The 18,371-nt window shown below is 37.1% G+C and carries 18 protein-coding genes and 1 tRNA gene; 9 read left to right on the top strand and 10 right to left on the bottom strand.

What is annotated here, in order from left to right:
• The first annotated feature begins 139 nt into the window (after positions 1 to 139).
• Entirely contained in the window at positions 140 to 832 is a 693-nt protein-coding gene (locus P0077_RS18160) for an ABC transporter ATP-binding protein (protein ID WP_276166619.1), read from the top strand.
• A gap of 28 nt (positions 833 to 860) precedes the next feature.
• The gene (locus P0077_RS18155) at positions 861 to 1,625 is read left to right on the top strand and encodes a TIGR02757 family protein (protein WP_276166618.1); all 765 of its coding nucleotides are present in this window, start codon (positions 861 to 863) and stop codon (positions 1,623 to 1,625) included.
• On the opposite strand, the gene P0077_RS18150 is transcribed toward P0077_RS18155, so the two are convergent.
• Positions 1,622 to 2,500 (bottom strand): AraC family transcriptional regulator, encoded by an 879-nt coding sequence (locus tag P0077_RS18150; protein ID WP_276166617.1) that lies wholly within the window; start codon positions 2,498 to 2,500, stop codon positions 1,622 to 1,624. The genes P0077_RS18155 and P0077_RS18150 overlap by 4 nt on opposite strands.
• A gap of 220 nt (positions 2,501 to 2,720) precedes the next feature.
• On the opposite strand from P0077_RS18150, the gene P0077_RS18145 reads away from it, so the two are divergent.
• Positions 2,721 to 3,116 carry a DUF983 domain-containing protein gene (locus P0077_RS18145; protein WP_276166616.1) on the top strand — a complete coding sequence of 132 codons (396 nt, stop codon included), beginning with the start codon at positions 2,721 to 2,723 and terminating at the stop codon, positions 3,114 to 3,116.
• A 16-nt stretch (positions 3,117 to 3,132) separates the two neighbouring features.
• Here the strand turns inward: P0077_RS18145 and P0077_RS18140 are convergent, their stop codons facing one another.
• The 4 genes from P0077_RS18140 to P0077_RS18125 all read right to left on the bottom strand — a co-directional run bounded on the left by P0077_RS18140 (position 3,133) and on the right by P0077_RS18125 (position 7,749).
• Positions 3,133 to 3,699 (bottom strand): TlpA family protein disulfide reductase, encoded by a 567-nt coding sequence (locus P0077_RS18140; RefSeq protein WP_276166615.1) that lies wholly within the window; start codon positions 3,697 to 3,699, stop codon positions 3,133 to 3,135.
• Positions 3,700 to 3,757: 58 nt separating this feature from the next.
• A complete protein-coding gene (locus P0077_RS18135) occupies positions 3,758 to 4,114 on the bottom strand; it encodes a pyruvate kinase (protein WP_194527132.1) in 357 nt (118 codons plus the stop codon).
• A 187-nt stretch (positions 4,115 to 4,301) separates the two neighbouring features.
• Complete coding sequence (locus P0077_RS18130; RefSeq protein ID WP_276166614.1) at positions 4,302 to 6,683, bottom strand: TonB-dependent receptor; 2,382 nt, start codon at positions 6,681 to 6,683, stop codon at positions 4,302 to 4,304.
• Between the two features lie 208 nt (positions 6,684 to 6,891).
• Positions 6,892 to 7,749, bottom strand: a complete 858-nt coding sequence (locus tag P0077_RS18125) for a sugar phosphate isomerase/epimerase family protein (RefSeq protein ID WP_432422794.1) — start codon at positions 7,747 to 7,749, stop codon at positions 6,892 to 6,894.
• Positions 7,750 to 7,811: 62 nt separating this feature from the next.
• On the opposite strand from P0077_RS18125, the gene P0077_RS18120 reads away from it, so the two are divergent.
• On the top strand, positions 7,812 to 8,237 hold the full coding sequence (locus P0077_RS18120; RefSeq protein ID WP_276166613.1) for a YchJ family protein: 426 nt from the start codon (positions 7,812 to 7,814) through the stop codon (positions 8,235 to 8,237).
• Between the two features lie 63 nt (positions 8,238 to 8,300).
• Here the strand turns inward: P0077_RS18120 and P0077_RS18115 are convergent, their stop codons facing one another.
• The gene (locus P0077_RS18115) at positions 8,301 to 9,278 is read right to left on the bottom strand and encodes an NAD(P)-dependent alcohol dehydrogenase (RefSeq protein ID WP_276166612.1); all 978 of its coding nucleotides are present in this window, start codon (positions 9,276 to 9,278) and stop codon (positions 8,301 to 8,303) included.
• 198 nt (positions 9,279 to 9,476) lie between these two features.
• Here P0077_RS18115 and P0077_RS18110 point away from each other — a divergent pair, with 198 nt between their 5' ends.
• Entirely contained in the window at positions 9,477 to 11,312 is a 1,836-nt protein-coding gene (locus P0077_RS18110; protein WP_276166611.1) for a sulfatase-like hydrolase/transferase, read from the top strand.
• Positions 11,313 to 11,399: 87 nt separating this feature from the next.
• Here P0077_RS18110 and P0077_RS18105 read toward each other — a convergent pair whose 3' ends face one another.
• The 4 genes from P0077_RS18105 to P0077_RS18090 form a co-directional block, all read right to left on the bottom strand.
• Positions 11,400 to 11,945 carry a cupin domain-containing protein gene (locus tag P0077_RS18105; RefSeq protein ID WP_276166610.1) on the bottom strand — a complete coding sequence of 182 codons (546 nt, stop codon included), beginning with the start codon at positions 11,943 to 11,945 and terminating at the stop codon, positions 11,400 to 11,402.
• Positions 11,946 to 12,029: 84 nt separating this feature from the next.
• Positions 12,030 to 12,845: a helix-turn-helix domain-containing protein gene (locus tag P0077_RS18100; protein WP_276166609.1), complete on the bottom strand. Its 816-nt coding sequence runs from the start codon at positions 12,843 to 12,845 to the stop codon at positions 12,030 to 12,032.
• Positions 12,846 to 12,984: 139 nt separating this feature from the next.
• Positions 12,985 to 13,353 carry a hypothetical protein gene (locus P0077_RS18095; protein ID WP_276166608.1) on the bottom strand — a complete coding sequence of 123 codons (369 nt, stop codon included), beginning with the start codon at positions 13,351 to 13,353 and terminating at the stop codon, positions 12,985 to 12,987.
• A gap of 94 nt (positions 13,354 to 13,447) precedes the next feature.
• Positions 13,448 to 13,532 (bottom strand) — tRNA-Ser (locus tag P0077_RS18090).
• A gap of 130 nt (positions 13,533 to 13,662) precedes the next feature.
• On the opposite strand from P0077_RS18090, the gene P0077_RS18085 reads away from it, so the two are divergent.
• The 4 genes from P0077_RS18085 (at position 13,663) to P0077_RS18070 (ending at position 18,301) form a co-directional block, all read left to right on the top strand.
• Entirely contained in the window at positions 13,663 to 14,670 is a 1,008-nt protein-coding gene (locus tag P0077_RS18085; protein WP_276166607.1) for a glycosyltransferase family 2 protein, read from the top strand.
• Between the two features lie 81 nt (positions 14,671 to 14,751).
• Positions 14,752 to 16,704 (top strand): BatA domain-containing protein, encoded by a 1,953-nt coding sequence (locus tag P0077_RS18080; protein ID WP_276166606.1) that lies wholly within the window; start codon positions 14,752 to 14,754, stop codon positions 16,702 to 16,704.
• On the top strand, positions 16,701 to 17,960 hold the full coding sequence (locus P0077_RS18075; protein WP_276166605.1) for a dihydroorotase: 1,260 nt from the start codon (positions 16,701 to 16,703) through the stop codon (positions 17,958 to 17,960). Before P0077_RS18080 ends, P0077_RS18075 begins: the two co-directional genes overlap by 4 nt.
• Before the next feature lie 26 nt (positions 17,961 to 17,986).
• On the top strand, positions 17,987 to 18,301 hold the full coding sequence (locus tag P0077_RS18070; protein WP_276166604.1) for a magnetosome magnetite crystal formation protein family: 315 nt from the start codon (positions 17,987 to 17,989) through the stop codon (positions 18,299 to 18,301).
• Positions 18,302 to 18,371 lie beyond the last annotated feature (70 nt).

Below are 18,371 nucleotides of genomic sequence, written 5' to 3'. Positions count from 1 at the left end.
GCGAATTTACTCTTTTTACCGTGAAAATGGAGTTTTGTTCCATCAGTATGTAAACATCAAATTTCACTACTTTTACTATCTCCTAAAGTTTAGGGTTATTTTTATTGATAGATTTCACGCAGATTAAGAATTAACATATATGATCAAAGCCAATAATATTAAAAAGTTCTACGGGGATTTAGAAGTTCTTAAAGGTGTTGACCTACATATAAAGAAAGGAGAGGTTATATCTATAGTTGGTGCCTCTGGAGCAGGAAAAACTACACTTTTACAGATATTGGGCACATTAGATGTTCAGTCTAATCCCAACGACAGTGAACTTTTGATAAATGGTACAGAGGTAACAAAACTTTCTGATAAGAATTTAGCGAAGTTTAGAAACGAACATATTGGTTTTATCTTTCAGTTCCACCAATTGCTACCAGAATTTACCGCTTTGGAAAATGTATGTATTCCTGCTTTCATAAAAAACACGCCTAAAGCAAAGGCTGAAACAAAAGCAAAACAACTTTTAGATTTCTTAGGGCTTTCCAAGCGATATAATCATAAACCCAGTGAGTTATCCGGTGGTGAGCAACAACGGGTTGCGGTAGCAAGAGCTTTGGTAAACGAACCTTCTATAATTTTTGCCGATGAGCCCAGTGGCAATTTAGATTCCGAAAGCGCAGACAACCTTCATAAACTCTTTTTTGAGCTAAGGGATGAATTTGGACAAACCTTTGTTATTGTTACCCATAACGAGCAATTGGCAGATATGGCCGATAGAAAACTGACTATGGTAGACGGTCTTATAGTCAACAAAGAAGTGGTTCTAGACGCTCCGGAACTATAACACACATTTGTTAAAATTTCTCCCTAAAATGAACCGTACCGAATTAAAGCAATTTTTAGATGCCAAGGTATTGGAGTACGAACATCCTAAATTTTTGGAAACAGACCCAATCCAAATACCACATAAATTTTCAAGAAAAGAAGATATTGAAATCAGTGCATTTTTAACGGCCACTATTGCTTGGGGAAATCGAAAAAGCATTATCACCAATGCCAATAAGTTAATGGACCTCATGGGTAATTCTCCCTATGATTATGTGGTTGAATATAATGCGGATAAGGCGGACGAACTGTCCAATTTTGTACATAGAACTTTTAACGGAGAAGATTTAAACTACTTTATAAAAAGTCTACAGAACATCTACGCAAACCACAATGGATTAGAATCGGTTTTTGCTAAGAAGTCCGAAGCCAACTCAATGCAAACGGCAATTTCGGAATTCAAGAAAACATTTTTTGAACTTCCACATCCTATCCGCACACAGAAGCATGTAAGCGACCCTTCAAAAGGTTCTGCCGCCAAGCGTATTAATATGTTTTTACGTTGGATGGTGCGAACCAACGCCACCTCAGTAGATTTTGGTCTTTGGAATAGCATTTCGCCCAGCCAATTATCTTGTCCTTTAGATGTTCATTCCGGTAATGTAGGCAGAAAATTAAAGTTGCTCACCCGAAAACAAAACGATGCAAAGGCATTGGCAGAACTAGATAAAAACCTGCGAAAACTAGACCCTTTAGACCCAGTGAAATATGACTTTGCTCTGTTTGGTTTAGGTGTTTTTGAAAAATTTTAGTTCTTATAGAGTCCTTTGAACTCCATGGGCGTCATTTTTGTTTTTGTTTTAAATACACGAGAAAAATAAGCATAGTCTTCATAACCAAGCACTTCTGACACATGTGCCAACGAGCTCTTTGAATGCACTATGAGTCGCTTAGCTTCCAATATGATACGCTCTGTAATTAAGTCCGAGGTGGTTTTACCCAATGTAGTTTTGGTCACCCGGTTTAAATGTTTTGTGGTTATATGCAATGTATCCGCATAAAAATGTGCCTTTTTTTCCGTTCGATAGAACGTTTCTATAGCCTTTTCCAAGTCCGAAAGTATCTTTATATAAGTAGAAGATACGCTATCAACAGTTTTGTCAAGCTCGGCATACATGCGGCTCAAGTCTATATATGTCAAATTTACAAGGCTTGCTAGTTTTTGCTTTTTGTACACACTATGGTGTTCATACTCTTCATTTATTTCTTTAAAACAAACCTCAATTTTTTGGAGTTGTGTTTCGTTTAAACTTAAGTTAGGTGGGTTCTTATAGGTATAATAAAAAGGAAATTGATGCAACTTTACATCCGATACACTCAGCTCAAAGAAAGGCTGTGTATGGAAGAATATATAGCCTTCCACTGGTGAATTAAATTTCCAACTGTGTGTTTGTCCAGGTTTTAGAAAAAAAAGGCTCCCTTTTTTAATGGGATATGAACTAAAATCGATTTCATGGATACCGCTTCCTTCAAGAAAAAGTACACAAAGAAAAAAGTCATGTTTATGTGGTTTGTGCACAATCCCCTTATTTTTCTCTAAATGTGCTGCCAAATTATTACTATAGAACTCTACTGAAGAACTATCAGGCTCAAATTGTTCAATATGTAATACGGGCACAATTTTCATAAAGCTTTAATATGTCCTAAAAGTACAAAAACCTGCGACAATACTATAAGACTTAATTTGCCTAAACCCATTAATTTTGTTGTTGAATTTATGGACTTTTATATTTTCAAGAAAACCCTGTTCGTAAAGTGATACGTGAAAAATATAAAATTCCCAATTAGATCACTCTGAACTGATATAGAGATGTTTTGTTGGTTATTGATTTTATAAAGTGAAGACTATGGAATTTTTAAAAGGAACTAAAGTTTACAGCATATTTACAGGCTCTTGCCCCGTTTGTCAAAATGAGAGTATGTATTTAGAATCAAACCCGTACCAACTTTCTAGCACCCTAAAAATGAAAGAACGCTGTGGGCATTGCAACACCAAATACAAAATAGAACCTTCATTCTTTTACGGAGCAATGTACGTGAGCTATCCCGTAGGGCTCATTTTTGCGTTTATCGCCTTGTTTTTGTGCTTTTTTGTGTTAAACCTAAGTTTGTTGACCACTTTTTTAATCATTGTAATAGAAATGATACTGGTCTTACCAGTTGTACTGCGGCTATCAAGAAATATATGGATCAACTTTTTTATGCATTACGGGCAGCATCTTAAAACAAAACAAAAAGCTTAACTGTAATTTAATAGAGCTAAGAAGAAATTAGTTCATTTAATATCTGTCGTATTTTTTCGGCATTCCAATCGGTAGCGCCTGTTTCCTTTACACTCATCTTTCCTTTTTTATCAATAATATAATTGGTAGGAATGCTTGTTTCGTAAAGTTTCTTAGGCGCTTGCATTTTTGGAATATACACTGGTAAATCAAAGTCCTTTTTATCTAAAAAACTACGTACAGTTTCAGGTGCCTCATTTGTTAAAAGAATAAAGTTCACCGACTCCCCATAATCATCATATAATTTTTGAATGCTTGGCATTTCGGCAATACAAGGTGGACACCAAGTTGCCCAATACCCAATAAATGTGACTCTGCCTTTTCCGATTTCCAGAGAAATGTTTTCACCATTCAAGGTTTCAACTCTATAATTAAAAGGCTCTATAACCGTTTGATTTTCTTCGCTTATTTTAGAAGGAGAGAAAAATTGCATTTTCACGCTATTAAGCGCCACCTGTATTGGTTTGCGTGTCTGGGGAATGACTAGTAACAGTATAAAGACCAACAAAACACCATCACTAATACTAAGCTTTCTTTTTTTCATTCCCATAAATATAACTACAAATTAAAAAGCGATAGTTTAAAGTAGAAGAATCTATTAACTAGCTTTTTTCGCTCATTTTTTTGAACTGTCTATAGATCCATTGTTTTTCTTGTAAGGTAAACTCTTTGTTTTCAAACCAGTCGTGAGCCGCAATTTTTTCATTTTCGATTTGAGCGTTCCGTATGGCCTCAAGGGAAACCAAGTGCCAATGTACACCTTTCTGACGGTTGACAGAATAACCGATACTCTCAGTAATATAGGATATTTTAGGACGATTAATCAGCTTTACGCCATTTCTTAATACCGCTAAAGTTTTAGTGAGTTTAACAACTTCCGAAAAAGAATATCGCACAAAATCGTTAAAACCTTCTTGTTTAGTGTTGTATAATTTGTCGCCTACTTTGAGTTCTTCCATGGGTCTAAAAAGCATCCAAAATTAAAGGCTTCAAACGGTTTTCAAAGAATTAGGATGTAAGAAATTATTAACAAATGGTATTCTTGGTGGATAGAAGATTGATTGCTAAGCATCCACAGAAAAAATAAAGGATGTTGATACAATGGCATCAACATCCTTAAAAAACACTTACTTAAAACTCTTGAATCTAGAACTTATAGGTAACCATTCCGTAAAAACTTCTAGGATCTGTTTGGTTGATGTAACGAGTACGATAAGCATTGTAACCAATTTCATCGAAAATATTATTCAACAATACACGAACACCCCAATTTTGGTTAATTTGATAGGCTACCTGTGCATTTACAAGCGTATATGCTTCAACATCAAAAGGCTCTTGAAGAGGGACAATTCCCTCATGCGTAACAGGACCTGCACTCCAGTTGTTTATAGGGCGCTCTCCCGTATAGTACGCTCCGGCTCCAACCGAAAGCCCTTTTAAATTGTTCTTGAAGGAGTAGTTTCCATAAACGTTAAAGGTGTGTTTAGGCGTGTTCAAAGGTGCCGAACCATAAACGTAAGACGTGTGTTCCTTATACTGCGCATCAATATAGGAATATCCCGTAATGACTTCAAAATTATCAAGAATACGACCCGTAAGTTCTACTTCAACCCCTTGGCGTTGGTCGTTACCTCCTTTTTCGTAAAAACCTGTAGCCACCCAGTTTTCATCGTATACAGGAAGGTTCATGTCTTTGTTGTTAATTTTAAAGTAAGTAAGATTGAAGCGTAATCTACTATCTAACCAGTTGGTCTTTATTCCTGCTTCAAGTTGATCATAACGCTCATTACCTAGTTCCGTGCCGTCTGCGCTTAACCTTGTCCCATTTAATGGATAGGAACTATTGGTATAGGAAGCAAAAACATTCACGTTTTCTAAAGGAGAAATAATAATACCCCCAAGTGGGTTAAACGCATCGCTATCGGTGATTTCCGCATCTGTGCTGGTTTCGGTAGTACTGTACCGGAACCCTAAGAAAGATTTCAACCAGGAATTGAAGGTAATTACATCTTGTGCTACAAAACCAATTGACCTAGATTCCGAACCTCCCGTTACATCACCTGTTAATTCAATATTATCAGGTGTACTATTTGATATTGTACCAAAAACATCTAGAGTATCTACAACGGCAGCGCTGTTGCTAAATGTACTAAATGTTGTTTTTCTATAATCCATTCCTACCTGAAAAGTATGACTGATGCCTCCTGTTTGTACTTCGTCCCCAATAAGGTCAATTTGTAAAACGCTGTTCTTATCGTCTCTGGTAGATGTAGCGTACCCTCTTTCTCTCAGGTTGTAAACAGGGTTTCCATCTGCGTCATTAACAACACCGCCAATACTGGCATTCTTTACATCAAGGTCTAATTTAGAAGCGAAATACGCTGCATTTATACTTAGCTTATCATTAATCTTTTTCTTGAAACGCGCAGAATAGGTAGCATTCTGAGTAAGGTATTTATCCTCTTTATAGCCCAAAAACTGCTCATGCGGTAAATCATAGATAGAATTGGTGTCATCTGCACTAAGGTTAACGGTACCCGGATCTGGAGTTCTACTATCATCAAAATAATCCATTTCTAGGGTTAAGGTCGTACCTTCATCAATTCGCCATTCAAAAGAAGGGTTGATATAAAAACGTTGTGAGGATACGCTAGCACGGTAACTATCTGCCCTTTCTAAAGCTCCGTTAATACGGAACGCCGTGTTTTTCTTATCGTTCAAAGGTCCGTAAACATCAAAAGTAGGCCTTGCTTGTCCAAAACTGCCTCCACGTAATGAAGCAGAACCTCCGTACTGATACTTTGGCGTCTTGGTTACAATATTGATAACCCCACCTGGGCTACCTAAATCTGTGGCTACACCTTGAGTAATGGAAGCCGCACCCTTTAAAACTTGAATATTATCTACACCTTGCATATCGGTTAAAATACCTTGCCCTCTAAAATCTGAGTGTACACGCACGCCATTTTTAAGAATGGGAATTCCTCTAAATCCACGAGAAGACATACTTTCACTGCGATTTCCATAAGTGGCAAAAGAATATACACCGGGAACATTCTTGGTAGCATCGGCAATTGTTAAGTTACCTTGGTTTTCAATTACTTTTTCAGAGATTACGGATATACTCTGTATCTGATCATAGGTCGCCAAAGGTAATCGCGTTAAAGCCTCTATTTTATCCGGATGCTCGTATCGCGAGCCGAATACTTCTACTTCATCCAATTCGGAATCCATACGGACAATAAAATTCAAGGTTACGTTACTATTAGTAATAGTTACTTGTTTTTTAAGCGGCTTAAAGCCCACCGCACTTACATAAAGTTCATATGTACCTGAAGTTACCCCTGATATCTTATAAACACCATTCTCATCTGCGGCGGCACCATTCTTACTTTTTACCACCGAAACATGAGCATAAGCAACGGGTTCCCCGTCACCGGCAGTTACTTTTCCTTGAATTGTATATTGTTGTTCTTGAGCATAGCCAAAAACTAAGCTGAACATAAATAGTAAGAGTGTTGGTTTCATTAAATTTTATTTAGACTTGTTATAAATAATTTTCATGACACAAATGTAAGTCACGATCAATACTTGACCAAGTTATTTATACTCAATCTAAATAGAAGAAAAATAAGTGTTTGATTTACAAGTTTTAAGAACCTAAATTTTAACATTTAAACCATAAGAAAAACCACGATCATTTGACCGTGGTTTAATAATGTATATTTAATTTGTTTTAGTTGAAATCAAACTTTTTTAGTCCTTCACGACTTACTTTAATAGCCTCCAAAGGTTTCATTTTAAAGGTTTTGTCCTGTTCTACCATATAATACTTCATACCCGATAATTTCTTTTGTGCTAGAATACGGCCAAAATCGATACTACCAGTGCCTACCGGCGCAAACCAACCTTCTTCATTCATGTCTTTAACATGCCAAATCTTAAAACGTTTTGGATATTTCTTAAAGTATTCAACCGGGTCAGCTCCCGCTTTAGTTACCCAGAAAAGATCCATTTGAAAGTTTACCAGTTTAGGATTACAATTTTCCAAAAGGTAATCTATGACCACTACCCCATTTTCATCTTTCTTAAATTCAAAATCATGATTATGATAAAGCAGTTTAAGTCCTTGTTTTTTACATTTTGCCCCTAATTCGTCAAGAATGTTCGCTAAGTTTTCTGCACCTCCGGTCATTCCCATTTTCATACCTTCTTCTTCAAAAGTAAAAAGTCCCATTGGTGGAATAGGAATTACGAAATACTTAAAACCTGCGGCTTTTACATCCGCTATCATGACATCTGCATTTTCTAGAGTTACCGATGCTTGATGACTACTAATTGGTTTTAGTCCCAATTCTTTTAGAGTGCTCTTGAACTCCACCGGGGTCATTCCATAGAACTTTCCATCGTCATAACCTGCCGCTTCAATGTATTTATAGCCCTCATCCGCAACGGCTTTTAGCGTAGTTTCCGCATTAGACGCCATATCATCTCTCAGAGTATATAGTGCCAATCCACCATAATTATCTTGGGCATTTACAAACAAAGTAGCCCCCATAAGAAGACAAACAAGAAGTACATTAATTTTTTTCATTTTCAATTATTTGAATTTAGTGAAGAATGCTAAGATACTATATCCTATTAAAAATAATCCAAATGTGTATTTTAGACTTAAAATTGATACAGATGCAATGTCCTTGTAACCCTATAAACATCTACCAAAACTGTTGTCAAAAAGCGCACAATGATATTAATAGTGTGCCAACCGCAGAAGTTTTAATGCGCTCTAGGTACAGTGCTTTTATTTTAGGAAACATAAATTATTTACAAAAAAGTCACCACAGTGCTACCAGACCGAACAAACGGGAAAAACGAGAAATTGAGTCCTGGGCCAAGTCGGTCAGTTGGATAAAGCTTGAGGTTCTGAATACCACCAAAGGAACTGCAATGGATACCGAAGGAACGGTAGAATTCAAAGCATTTTACACCGAAAATGGACAAATGGGCATCATTCACGAGAACTCAAATTTTAAAAAAGAAAACGGGCATTGGGTGTATGTAGATGGAATACATAAAAAATAGGTCCTCTATTTCATTATCGTATCAATGGTAAACTTATTGTTCGCCTTTAAATGCATGTCGCTTCTACGCTTTCCCCATCTGCACAACAACCTTCCCTTCATGCTTACCTTCTCCAAAATATTGGACCAAACGGGGAATGTCTTCAAATGGGTAAGGACCATCTATACGAACATTAATTTTATTCTGAGTATACAACTTTATGAAGTCATCCAAATTCTTATTTGTTTTTAAACTTAAAATCTGAAGTTTTTTTGAGGAGAAAGCTGTAGCCAATCTTCCAAAAAAGAAAATGCTAAGTAAACTGGTTAATTTGCCTCCAATGGTCACATATGCTCCATTGGGAGTTAGCAAGTTAGGGTATGAAAAAGCCGATTTGTTTGTTTTACAGTCCAGAATAAGGTCGTAGGTTTTTCCGTTTTGGGTGAAATTTTCTTTTTTGTAATCTATAACATGGTCAAACCCTATGGATTTCATCATATCAAGTTTCGCTTTGGAATCCACACCCGTAACCTCACAATCATAATTTTTTGCCAGTTGTAGTGCCAACGTACCTACTCCTCCACCTCCTCCGTTAATAAGAATTTTATCACCTTTTTTAATTTTCCCTACATCTTCCAAACCTTGATACGCCAATCCAAAAGCGTGAGGAGCAGAGGTGGCTTCTTCATAGCTCAACTCATCAGGTTTATTGACCAATGATTTTTCTTCAATACAAACATATTCTGCAAAAGTTCCAAAGCCGGATTCCGAAACATCCCCAAAAACGGCATCTCCAACATTAAAACGTGTTACTTCAGCCCCAACAGACTCTATTCTTCCTGCCAATTCCATTCCCATTATTGGGTGTTTCGGTTTGAATAATCCAAACATTAAACGGTATAGATATGGTTTTCCTCTCACCATGCTCCAATCATAATCATTTATGGCCGTAGCATGTACTTTAACCAAAACCTGGTTGGGTTTAGGAGTCGGTTTAGGAACTTCGGTTATTTTGAGTACTTTTTCCGGCGCTCCATATTTTTTAAAGGTAATGGCTTTCATGATTCCTAGAATAACGAGGCATTATAAGGCTGTAATTTAAGCAATTAGCTTTAATTATTTCGCTATCTTTTTGATGTGTGTTTTCTCTTCAACGGATTATACTTATGTTATACAAGGCGTAATCTGACCGGTATTGACCGTTAAAAACTGAAGGCATCCCTTAATTTTAGAGAAACCATTAATTTTTCAATTTCCAAAATGAAAAAACTTATCTCTTCTATTCTGCTTTTTCAACTTATGTTATTGTGGGTTTCGGCTCAAGATTCACCAAATATCCTATATATCATTACCGATGATCACCGGCCCGATGCCATAGAATCCTACAACCAAGCAACCACCGGTAAAAGAGAAAGTGCTTTAGGTTATGTATCTTCTCCGAATATTGATAAATTGGCGAACGAAGGCACAATGTTTGTAAACGCCTACTCCAATTCTCCCGCCTGTGGCCCCTCTAGAGGCTCTATAATTAGCGGGCGATATCCCTTCAGAAACGGGCATTATGGATTTGAACAGACACATCAGAATCCGGATTTTGTAAAACCGACTTTCCCTCAAACTCTTCAAAGAGAAGGGTACAATACGGCCGTTTTTGGAAAAACCGGTTCTTATATCTACAAGTGGGGACCAGGCCAAGGCTTCTATGACGCTGGTCATTACAACCATGTAACACACTTTAAACACAGTTTGCAAAAAAATGGTGTAGGTGACCTGTGGACAGCTAGCCCTTATAAAGTTGTTAATGGCAAAGGGGGATACCAAGGTGTTCTAGAGTATGTAAAATTTCCTGACGGAAGAACTGAAAACTATTACCTATCAAAAAAAAAGGGAGACATTAGCCCGGAAGATATTGCCAAACGGAAAGCTGTAGAAAAGGAACTTGATATTTTACGTTCGTATACGCGCTATAATAAGCATCTAATTATTGGCGGACTTAACCCCATGCCCGCTGGTGAAACTATTGATGCCAAAATTGTAGAAGAATTCAAGAAATACCTTTTCAATACCAATACAAGTTACGTCACTAGTTATGGAGAGGAAATGCAAGGTGCAAACAATCAGAAACCATTGATGATCAATTTGGGTTTTCATTTGCCTCATACACCAGTTCTTCCACCGAAAAGCTATCGGGAACGTTTTCAAAAAGAAAACTATAAAGTACCTGAATTTGATGAAAAGGAACTCGAGAAATTCACCCCACAATTGAAACAATTACATAAAAATTTAAACATGTCTAGAATGACCGATGCCGAAAAGCAACAGGCCATTCAGGATTATTATGCATTTTGCGCTTATGGTGACCGTCTAATTGGAGAAGCAGTTGAAGCTTTTAAGAAATATTGCGAGACTAATAAGCAAGAATACTTAATTGTTTTTACCGTTGGCGACCATGGGTGGCAATTGGGCGAACAAGGTATAGGTGCAAAATTCGGACCTTGGAAACAATCTACCAATGGAGCGGTCATTGTGGTTTCATCTGACAAAAACAAAGTTCCTGCAGGTAAAATCAAGAAGCAATTGGTAGAGTATGTAGATATTGCCCCTACCCTGCTTTCTGCATCTGGAGTTGATATTGAGAATACCGAATTTGATTATTTGGACGGAATAAGCCTTTTCAATTTTATTGACAAGTCAAAAGAACAACGTGATTATATTGTGGGAGAAATTAATCTGATTGCAGGTCCCAGGGCATATCTTAGGTCTAAAAATTTCTCATTTTCTATGCGGACCAGGCCTTCGAACAAACTGCAATTGAACAAGAATATAAAATGGGCATTGGAATGTCCCACCGAAGAGGTTGAACTCGCCTTGTACGACCTTAGAACAGACCCATTGGAACGCAAAAACATAGCCGCCGATCAAAATTACCACAAATTGGCAGCTTGGTTAAGAAACAAACTGGGTAATATTGTTTTAGGTGACGGTCGTGTGGAGTGTGATTGGTCTCAGGCCAACACCTACAACATAAGTAATTTTGCAAAAGGGGCTCACGACGGACATTTAAATATTCCCAAAAACCTGATTCCTAATTTGTAATTGATTTTTGTTAAGAAATTTTATGGCATTAACCGTATGTTAACATGCGGCTGTTGAAAACTCCCCTGAAATAAATGACCATGTTATTTAAATAAAATTAATTCCATGGTTGGCGCAAATGGCAGCTACTTTGTCAAAGTCCGGTGGTCCTTCGGGCAGTTCTGCCAATTCTCCAAACATTATCTCTATACCTGCCGGAAAAGCCGATGTTATCATTTCTGCCTTTTCCGTGCCTACAACCGTCCAAGCATGAGGAATGTTTTTTGGAGCATAAGCAACGTCTCCTTCCTCTAAAACAGTAGTTTCACCGTCTACCATGATTTCTACTTGCCCCTTTATTACCCTAAAAATTTCATCTTCTTTTGTGTGGATATGCGGTGGTATGCCCACACCAGGGTCAACATTGCTTACCCATTCCGTTATTTGATTTCCCGTACCTTCTCCTGCCAGTTTATGTGTTTGTATATCACCTAAAACATTTAAGATATCGCCTTCGCTATTTTTGACAATCGTAGGTTGGCTAGCGCCGGAAAGCCCAGAACTATCGGAATTGTTTTGACATTTTACCAAAGTTGGCATCAAGGTTAATCCTAACCCTAATCCTGTTGATTTTATAAAGTGCTTTCTGTTCATTACTGTAGTTTTTCTGCAATTTCGAACTTTAATAGGCACATGTAAATGTGAAAACCACGGTAAAACCATTGAATTTGAGAAGAACTAACTTTTTCTTAGGGAGGAAGGCGTCATTCCTGTATGGGTTTTAAAAAAATAACTGAAATAATCCGGAGTGGAAAAACCGAGTTCAAAGCTGATTTCCTTCACGGTTTTATCCGTAAACTTTAAAGCGTGACGAGACCTCATAAGCAATTGTTCAATTATGATGTTTTTGGAGCTTACCGAAAGAACTTCTTTAACACATTCATTCAGATATTTTGGAGATATGGTCAGCAGTTCCGCATAATCGGAAACATCATGTTTCTCACTAACATACTTATCTACTAGTTGTTTATATTTATATACCACATTGGTCTTGGAATTGGTGCTCGAGGCTACAGATTGAATGTTACATTGCCCATCGCAATACACAAAAAAGGTGTTCAAGAGTGAGAGTATGGCGTCATCTCTGTGGTTGAGTTGAGAAACCAAAAGTTCATCTATCATCTCAAGAATTGCCTGGGTCCGTTTTTCTATTCCAGGGCTGAGTTTAAACAAGGGAATTTCATCAGAACTAAAAAACCGAACTTGGTTAATGTGTAAATTGCTTAACAGCGGATTGCTCAAAACGGACTCTGCCAAGTACAATATATATCCTGATGAGTGACCGTTGTCGCTTTTTCCAATCTTCCAATATGCCTTTGAATCCAAAAAAATAATGGAGTTAGAAATATTTTGATACACATTCCCATTAATTTCAAGACACTCAATTTCATTCTTGATCCAACAAACCGTATAATGCCCATTATGGCTGGACACGGTTTCTCCTACTATTTGTGATATGTGTATCGTGTTTTCTTCCATTATATAATTACTCAATTAAAGCTATAAATCATAACCTACTGAAAAACAAATATTGAATGGGGGAAGTATATCTTAAAAACAGATACAGCAAAACTGTAGTTTTGATTTACCAAGCACTATAAATATACTAGTTTCTGTTAAATGGTAAAAACTATTATGGTGTAACAAATTCAAACACAGTAGTGTCTCTTTTCACTTCAATTAGTACACGATTGTTGAGAGCTGCTCCATTGCTATAATAGCCCTTTCCCACAATTTCTTTCTTCCCATTAGAACGGATAAAACTCAGCGTATATCTGCCATCTACTTTATTTTTTGACATAGGAAGAAACCCAGTGTACTGTATATTTGGGCCAATACTGTCCAGAACAACTGATTCAAGTTTTTCTGTAGTCGAAAACTCTACTTGAGTAACAGTTTCTTTTGTAGCGTTCTTAATCTGAACTTCAATACCATTTTTTTCAAAAAGCGAGCATGAAGTTAGAGTTAAGCATATAAAGACAAAGGCAGTTAGATTTCGCATTATCAAGTATTTTAATAAAAGAATATACACTTATAAAAGAAATAGAACTGTAAAAAACAAAACCCCATAAACAAAAGTTTACGGGGTTTTTCTGCGGAGAAAGAGGGATTCGAACCCCCGGAGGTGTGACCCTCAACAGTTTTCAAGACTGCCGCATTCGACCACTCTGCCATTTCTCCTGAGTGCCTCATCAGGTATTCCCTGAATGCGGGTGCAAATATAGTAACCTTTTTCTAGTTGGTAAAATATTTTTTTAATTTTTATTGCCCGTGACTTAATTTGCATGTCTATTTTCCTAAATTGCAGCCTATGCAACATCCCCTTGTTAGTATACTTATTCCTTTTAAGGACACTGAAGACTTTATAAATCAATGCCTTAACTCTATTGTATCGCAGAGCTACGAACATTGGCAAGTGCTTGCGGTAAATGATGGCAGTACAGATGGTAGTAAAAATTTAGTTCGTGCTTTCGCCAAAAACGACTCGCGCATACAGCTGTTTGATAATGAAGGAAATGGCATTATTGAAGCCTTACGAACAGCATATAAACAGAGTAACGGACAATTGATTACCCGAATGGATTCCGATGATATTATGACTCCAGAAAAATTGGAAATCATGGTAAAATCGCTTTTAAATCATGGGAAAGGTCACATAGCAGTTGGCCAAGTTCGCTACTTTTCGCATCGCGGAATCAGTAATGGTTACGAACGTTATGAAAAATGGTTGAACGAACTCACCCAAACAGGACATAACTATACTGAAATTTATAAAGAGTGTGTTATACCATCCCCTTGCTGGATGGTCTACAGAGAAGATTTAGACCGGTGCGGTGCGTTTATGCCTAATTTGTACCCTGAGGATTATGACCTTGCATTTCGGTTTTACGAAAACGGACTCAAATGCATACCATGTTCCCAACTCCTGCATATGTGGCGTGATTACGACACCCGAACTTCAAGAACGAGTGAACACTATGCCCAAAACTATTTTCTAGATATTAAACTACGATATTTTCTAAAGTTAAACCATACACCAACCCGACCTTTAGCCGTTTGGGGTGCAGGCGCCAAAGGAAAAGAAATCATAAAAAGCCTACAGGAACAAAATGTTGATTTTTACTGGGTCTGTGATAATCCAAAGAAAATAGGAAAACATATTTATGGTGAAGAAATGTTTCATTTTAGTAAGCTAAAGTCATTGCCGGATGCACAAAGTATTATTACTGTTGCAAACGCAGACGCTCAAGTGCATATTAAAAAGTTCTTTTCTAATCTTAATCAGAAACCCATGGAAGACTATTTCTTTTTTTGTTAAAAACTGAACGTCAAGCATTATCCAAAATTTTTTGACCTCCTTTAAAATTAGTTTTTACGTTGAGTAGCAATAAAGCACGAAATGTCTATCTTTGGAAACTCAATTCAGGAAATGCAGTTTAAATATCCAGAACTTTTTTGGGCCCTTTTTCTTCTCCTGATTCCTATTTTAATTCATTTATTCCAACTTCGCCGTTTTAAGAAAACACCATTTACTAACGTTAAGTTTTTAAAGAAGGTAGTTTCAGAATCAAGACAGAGCAATACCTTAAAAAAGTGGTTATTGCTCCTCACCAGAATGCTATTGTTAGCAGCATTTATATTCGCTTTCGTGCAACCTTTTTTCGCAAAAAAGTCGGCCTTAAAACATAAAGAAACAGTTATTTATTTGGATGATTCTTTTAGCATGCAACTAAAAGAAGAAGGTACATCACTATTAGAAAATGCAGTTCAAGAATTGATTAAAAACGTGCCCTCAGATGAGCAGTTTTCACTATTTACCAATTCAAGAACATTTAGAAACTCTAACATGCAAGATATTCAAAATGAACTTCTTGCGTTACAACACAGCAACCATCAGTTAAAGATTAATGAGATTTATTTAAAAGGTAATACCCTATTTTCTGCCGACCCCTCCACAGAGAAAAATTTAATAATTCTTTCTGATTTTCAATCACTAATGGATGCGCCTCAAATGGATAGCGTTAGTAGTATAAGTTCGCATTGGGTGGCATTGCGTGTTGACGAAATTAAAAACGTAGCCATTGATTCTGCATATATAGAATCCGAGACTTCAGAAAACCTAAATTTAGCGGTGCTACTTTCTGGTTCTGGAACTCTAGATAACACACCTGTTTCGCTGTTCAATGGAGAGAAATTAATGGCCAAAACATCGGCCTCCTTTAGCAACACAAAAAAAGCAACCATAAATTTTTCAATTCCTAAAAATGCAGCTTTTGACGGAAAGATTAAAATATCGGATTCAGGCCTTACCTATGACAACCATCTTTATTTTACTATTGGCGAAAAGGAAAAGATAAAAGTACTTGCCGTAAATGATACACCGACTGATTTTCTTGGCAAAATCTTCACCGAGGATGAATTCATTTATACCGAAACAAGCTTAAAAAATTTAAATTATAGTGACCTGACGACGCAAAACTTCATTGTATTGATCAATTTGCCTGAGATTCCCGCTTCTCTAACAACTAACTTAAAAGCCTTCACGGACAAGGGCGGACATTTAGCGGTTATACCAGCTTCGGATATCGATTTAACTTCTTATGACATATTAACGGCAAATTATAGCGGCACTACCCTTTTGCAAAAAGTTAGTGATGAACGTGCGGTTACAACTATATCTATTTCACATCCGCTATATCAGAATGTGTTTGAGAAAAATGTAACGAACTTTCAGTATCCCAAAGCCTCTGAATTTTACCAAATTAGTACAGGTGCACCAAGCGCATTGAGCTTTCAGGGGAACGAACCGTTTTTGGTGGGAAGCAAATCATTCTTTTTATTTACTGCATCCTTATCCCAGGAAAATTCCAATTTCATTAGCTCGCCATTGGTGGTGCCAACTTTTTATAATATGTCGGCAAGTAGTTTAAAATTACCTCCATTGTACTCTGTATTGGGAGAGTCAGTATCTATTGATGTACCAACCTCATTGATTCAGGATGATATTCTAAAGTTAAAGAAAGGGGATTATGAGTTTATTCCTCAACAACAATCGCTAAGCAATAAAGTATCGCTTTCTTTTAACCAAGAGCTGCAAGAAAACGGTAGTTATGCAGTTCTGCAAAGCGGTAAAACCCTGAAAAATATTAGTTTTAACTACAGTAGAACCGAAAGCAATCTTTCCTATATAAACGTAAACGAACAAAATATAGCGGCTACATCAACCTCAATACCCTCTTTGTTCCAATCCATTGAAAAAGACAGCAGTGTTACGGAGCTTTGGAAATGGTTTGTTATTTTAGCGTTGGTATTGCTGTTTGTTGAAGTACTTATTCAAAAATATCTTAAATGAACATTCTTTTAAAATCGGCAAAAATAATTGATAAGACTAATGAATCGCTTCATTTAAAGACACGCGATATTCACATTAAAAATGGCATTATTGTCAAGATTGCTGCTAAAATAGAACCTGAAAGTAAAACTCAGGTTATAAAACAAAAGAATCTACATGTATCTATCGGCTGGTTTGATAGTAGTGTTTCTTTTGGCGAACCCGGGTATGAAGAGCGTGAAACTATTGAAAATGGACTCCAGGTAGCTGCACACAGTGGATTTACAGATGTGGTTCTCAACCCCACTACCCATCCTTGCCCGGACAGCAGTTCAGATATTGTTTACCTTAAAAATGCTGCTACAGATCAACTCACCAACTTATATCCGCTAGGTACGCTTACCATGAAAGCGGATGGTAACGATTTGGCCGAGTTATACGACATGAAAAATGCTGGAGCTGTCGGTTTTTATGACTACAAGCTACCCATGACCAATGCCAATCTATTAAAGGTGTCATTGCAATATGTCCAGAATTTTGAAGGGTTGGTTTACTCTTTTCCCTTGGATACGAAAATTGCCGGAAAAGGAATTGTAAACGAGGGAGAGATATCCACTAAATTAGGGTTAAAAGGAATTCCCGCCTTGGCCGAAGAACTTCAGGTTGCCAGAGACCTTTTTATTCTAGAATATACAGGAGGAAAGTTACATATACCCACTATCTCAACGGCAACATCCGTGAAACTGATAGCAGAGGCCAAGAAGAAAGGTCTAAATGTGAGCTGCAGTGTAGCAATCCACAATTTAATGTATACGGACTCCGTTTTAGAGGAATTTGATTCAGCTTACAAAGTAATGCCCCCGTTACGCACAAAAACCGACACTAAAGCACTATTAAAAGGGCTAAAAGACGGAACCGTAGATTTTGTAACGAGCGACCATACCCCAATGAACATTGAAGAAAAGCGAGTAGAATTTGATAACGCTTCCTATGGGACTATAGGGCTGGAATCCGCTTTTGGAAGCCTTAATCAACTTTTGGATACGGAAACGGCAATAGACCTTCTAACGAAAGGGCGTGAACGCTACGGATTAAAAACACCTGAACTTAAAGAAGGAAATTCCGCTTGCTTGACACTTTTTAATCCCGAAGAAGCCTATATTTTTAACGAAAACAACATCGGCTCCACTTCAAAAAACAGCATGTTCTTGGGTGCTGAACTGAAGGGCAAAGTATACGGAACTATCAATAACGAAAAGTACAGCAACAACGATTAAGAAATAACACCTTAAACCAACCCAGTATGAACCACAATACAATTGAAGATGGAAAAACGATAGCCATCATTAGCTATATCACTCTTTTAGGAACCCTTGCTGCTTACTTTATGAACCGAAGTAAGAATAATGAATTCGCTACTTTTCATATAGGACAAGCACTTAGGGCATGGATTACAGGCATAGTGGTAGGCTTTATCGCAAAACTTTTAATTATGTTTACCGGTATAGGTTTGTTGGGTTATCTGCAATACGTAGGATTGATCCTAGCTATCATAGGCGCTCTAAACGCCATGAACGGTAAAGTGGAAAAGATTCCTTTGGTAGGTGATATCGGATAAATTAATCTTTAAAGTATAAGATAAAAGAGACCGGAACAAGGTCTCTTTTTTTTGTGCAAGACTATCGCTT

Source organism: Zobellia alginiliquefaciens (genome assembly GCF_029323795.1).
GTDB lineage: Bacteria > Bacteroidota > Bacteroidia > Flavobacteriales > Flavobacteriaceae > Zobellia > Zobellia alginiliquefaciens.
This window is presented reverse-complemented; position numbering and strand designations above follow the sequence as displayed.

Bases quoted from the DNA above. Each gene is read 5' to 3' on its own strand.
- P0077_RS18075 (WP_276166605.1), top strand. From the start codon at position 16,701: ATGAACATTCTTTTAAAATCGGCAAAAATAATTGATAAGACTAATGAA.
- P0077_RS18095 (WP_276166608.1), bottom strand. From the start codon at position 13,353: ATGCGAAATCTAACTGCCTTTGTCTTTATATGCTTAACTCTAACTTCA.
- P0077_RS18070 (WP_276166604.1), top strand. From the start codon at position 17,987: ATGAACCACAATACAATTGAAGATGGAAAAACGATAGCCATCATTAGC.
- P0077_RS18110 (WP_276166611.1), top strand. From the start codon at position 9,477: ATGAAAAAACTTATCTCTTCTATTCTGCTTTTTCAACTTATGTTATTG.
- P0077_RS18130 (WP_276166614.1), bottom strand. From the start codon at position 6,683: ATGAAACCAACACTCTTACTATTTATGTTCAGCTTAGTTTTTGGCTAT.
- P0077_RS18155 (WP_276166618.1), top strand. From the start codon at position 861: ATGAACCGTACCGAATTAAAGCAATTTTTAGATGCCAAGGTATTGGAG.
- P0077_RS18125 (WP_432422794.1), bottom strand. From the start codon at position 7,749: ATGAAAAAAATTAATGTACTTCTTGTTTGTCTTCTTATGGGGGCTACT.
- P0077_RS18120 (WP_276166613.1), top strand. From the start codon at position 7,812: ATGTGTATTTTAGACTTAAAATTGATACAGATGCAATGTCCTTGTAAC.
- P0077_RS18140 (WP_276166615.1), bottom strand. From the start codon at position 3,699: ATGAAAAAAAGAAAGCTTAGTATTAGTGATGGTGTTTTGTTGGTCTTT.
- P0077_RS18150 (WP_276166617.1), bottom strand. From the start codon at position 2,500: ATGAAAATTGTGCCCGTATTACATATTGAACAATTTGAGCCTGATAGT.
- P0077_RS18135 (WP_194527132.1), bottom strand. From the start codon at position 4,114: ATGGAAGAACTCAAAGTAGGCGACAAATTATACAACACTAAACAAGAA.
- P0077_RS18105 (WP_276166610.1), bottom strand. From the start codon at position 11,945: ATGAACAGAAAGCACTTTATAAAATCAACAGGATTAGGGTTAGGATTA.
- P0077_RS18080 (WP_276166606.1), top strand. From the start codon at position 14,752: ATGTCTATCTTTGGAAACTCAATTCAGGAAATGCAGTTTAAATATCCA.
- P0077_RS18145 (WP_276166616.1), top strand. From the start codon at position 2,721: ATGGAATTTTTAAAAGGAACTAAAGTTTACAGCATATTTACAGGCTCT.
- P0077_RS18085 (WP_276166607.1), top strand. From the start codon at position 13,663: ATGCAACATCCCCTTGTTAGTATACTTATTCCTTTTAAGGACACTGAA.
- P0077_RS18160 (WP_276166619.1), top strand. From the start codon at position 140: ATGATCAAAGCCAATAATATTAAAAAGTTCTACGGGGATTTAGAAGTT.
- P0077_RS18115 (WP_276166612.1), bottom strand. From the start codon at position 9,278: ATGAAAGCCATTACCTTTAAAAAATATGGAGCGCCGGAAAAAGTACTC.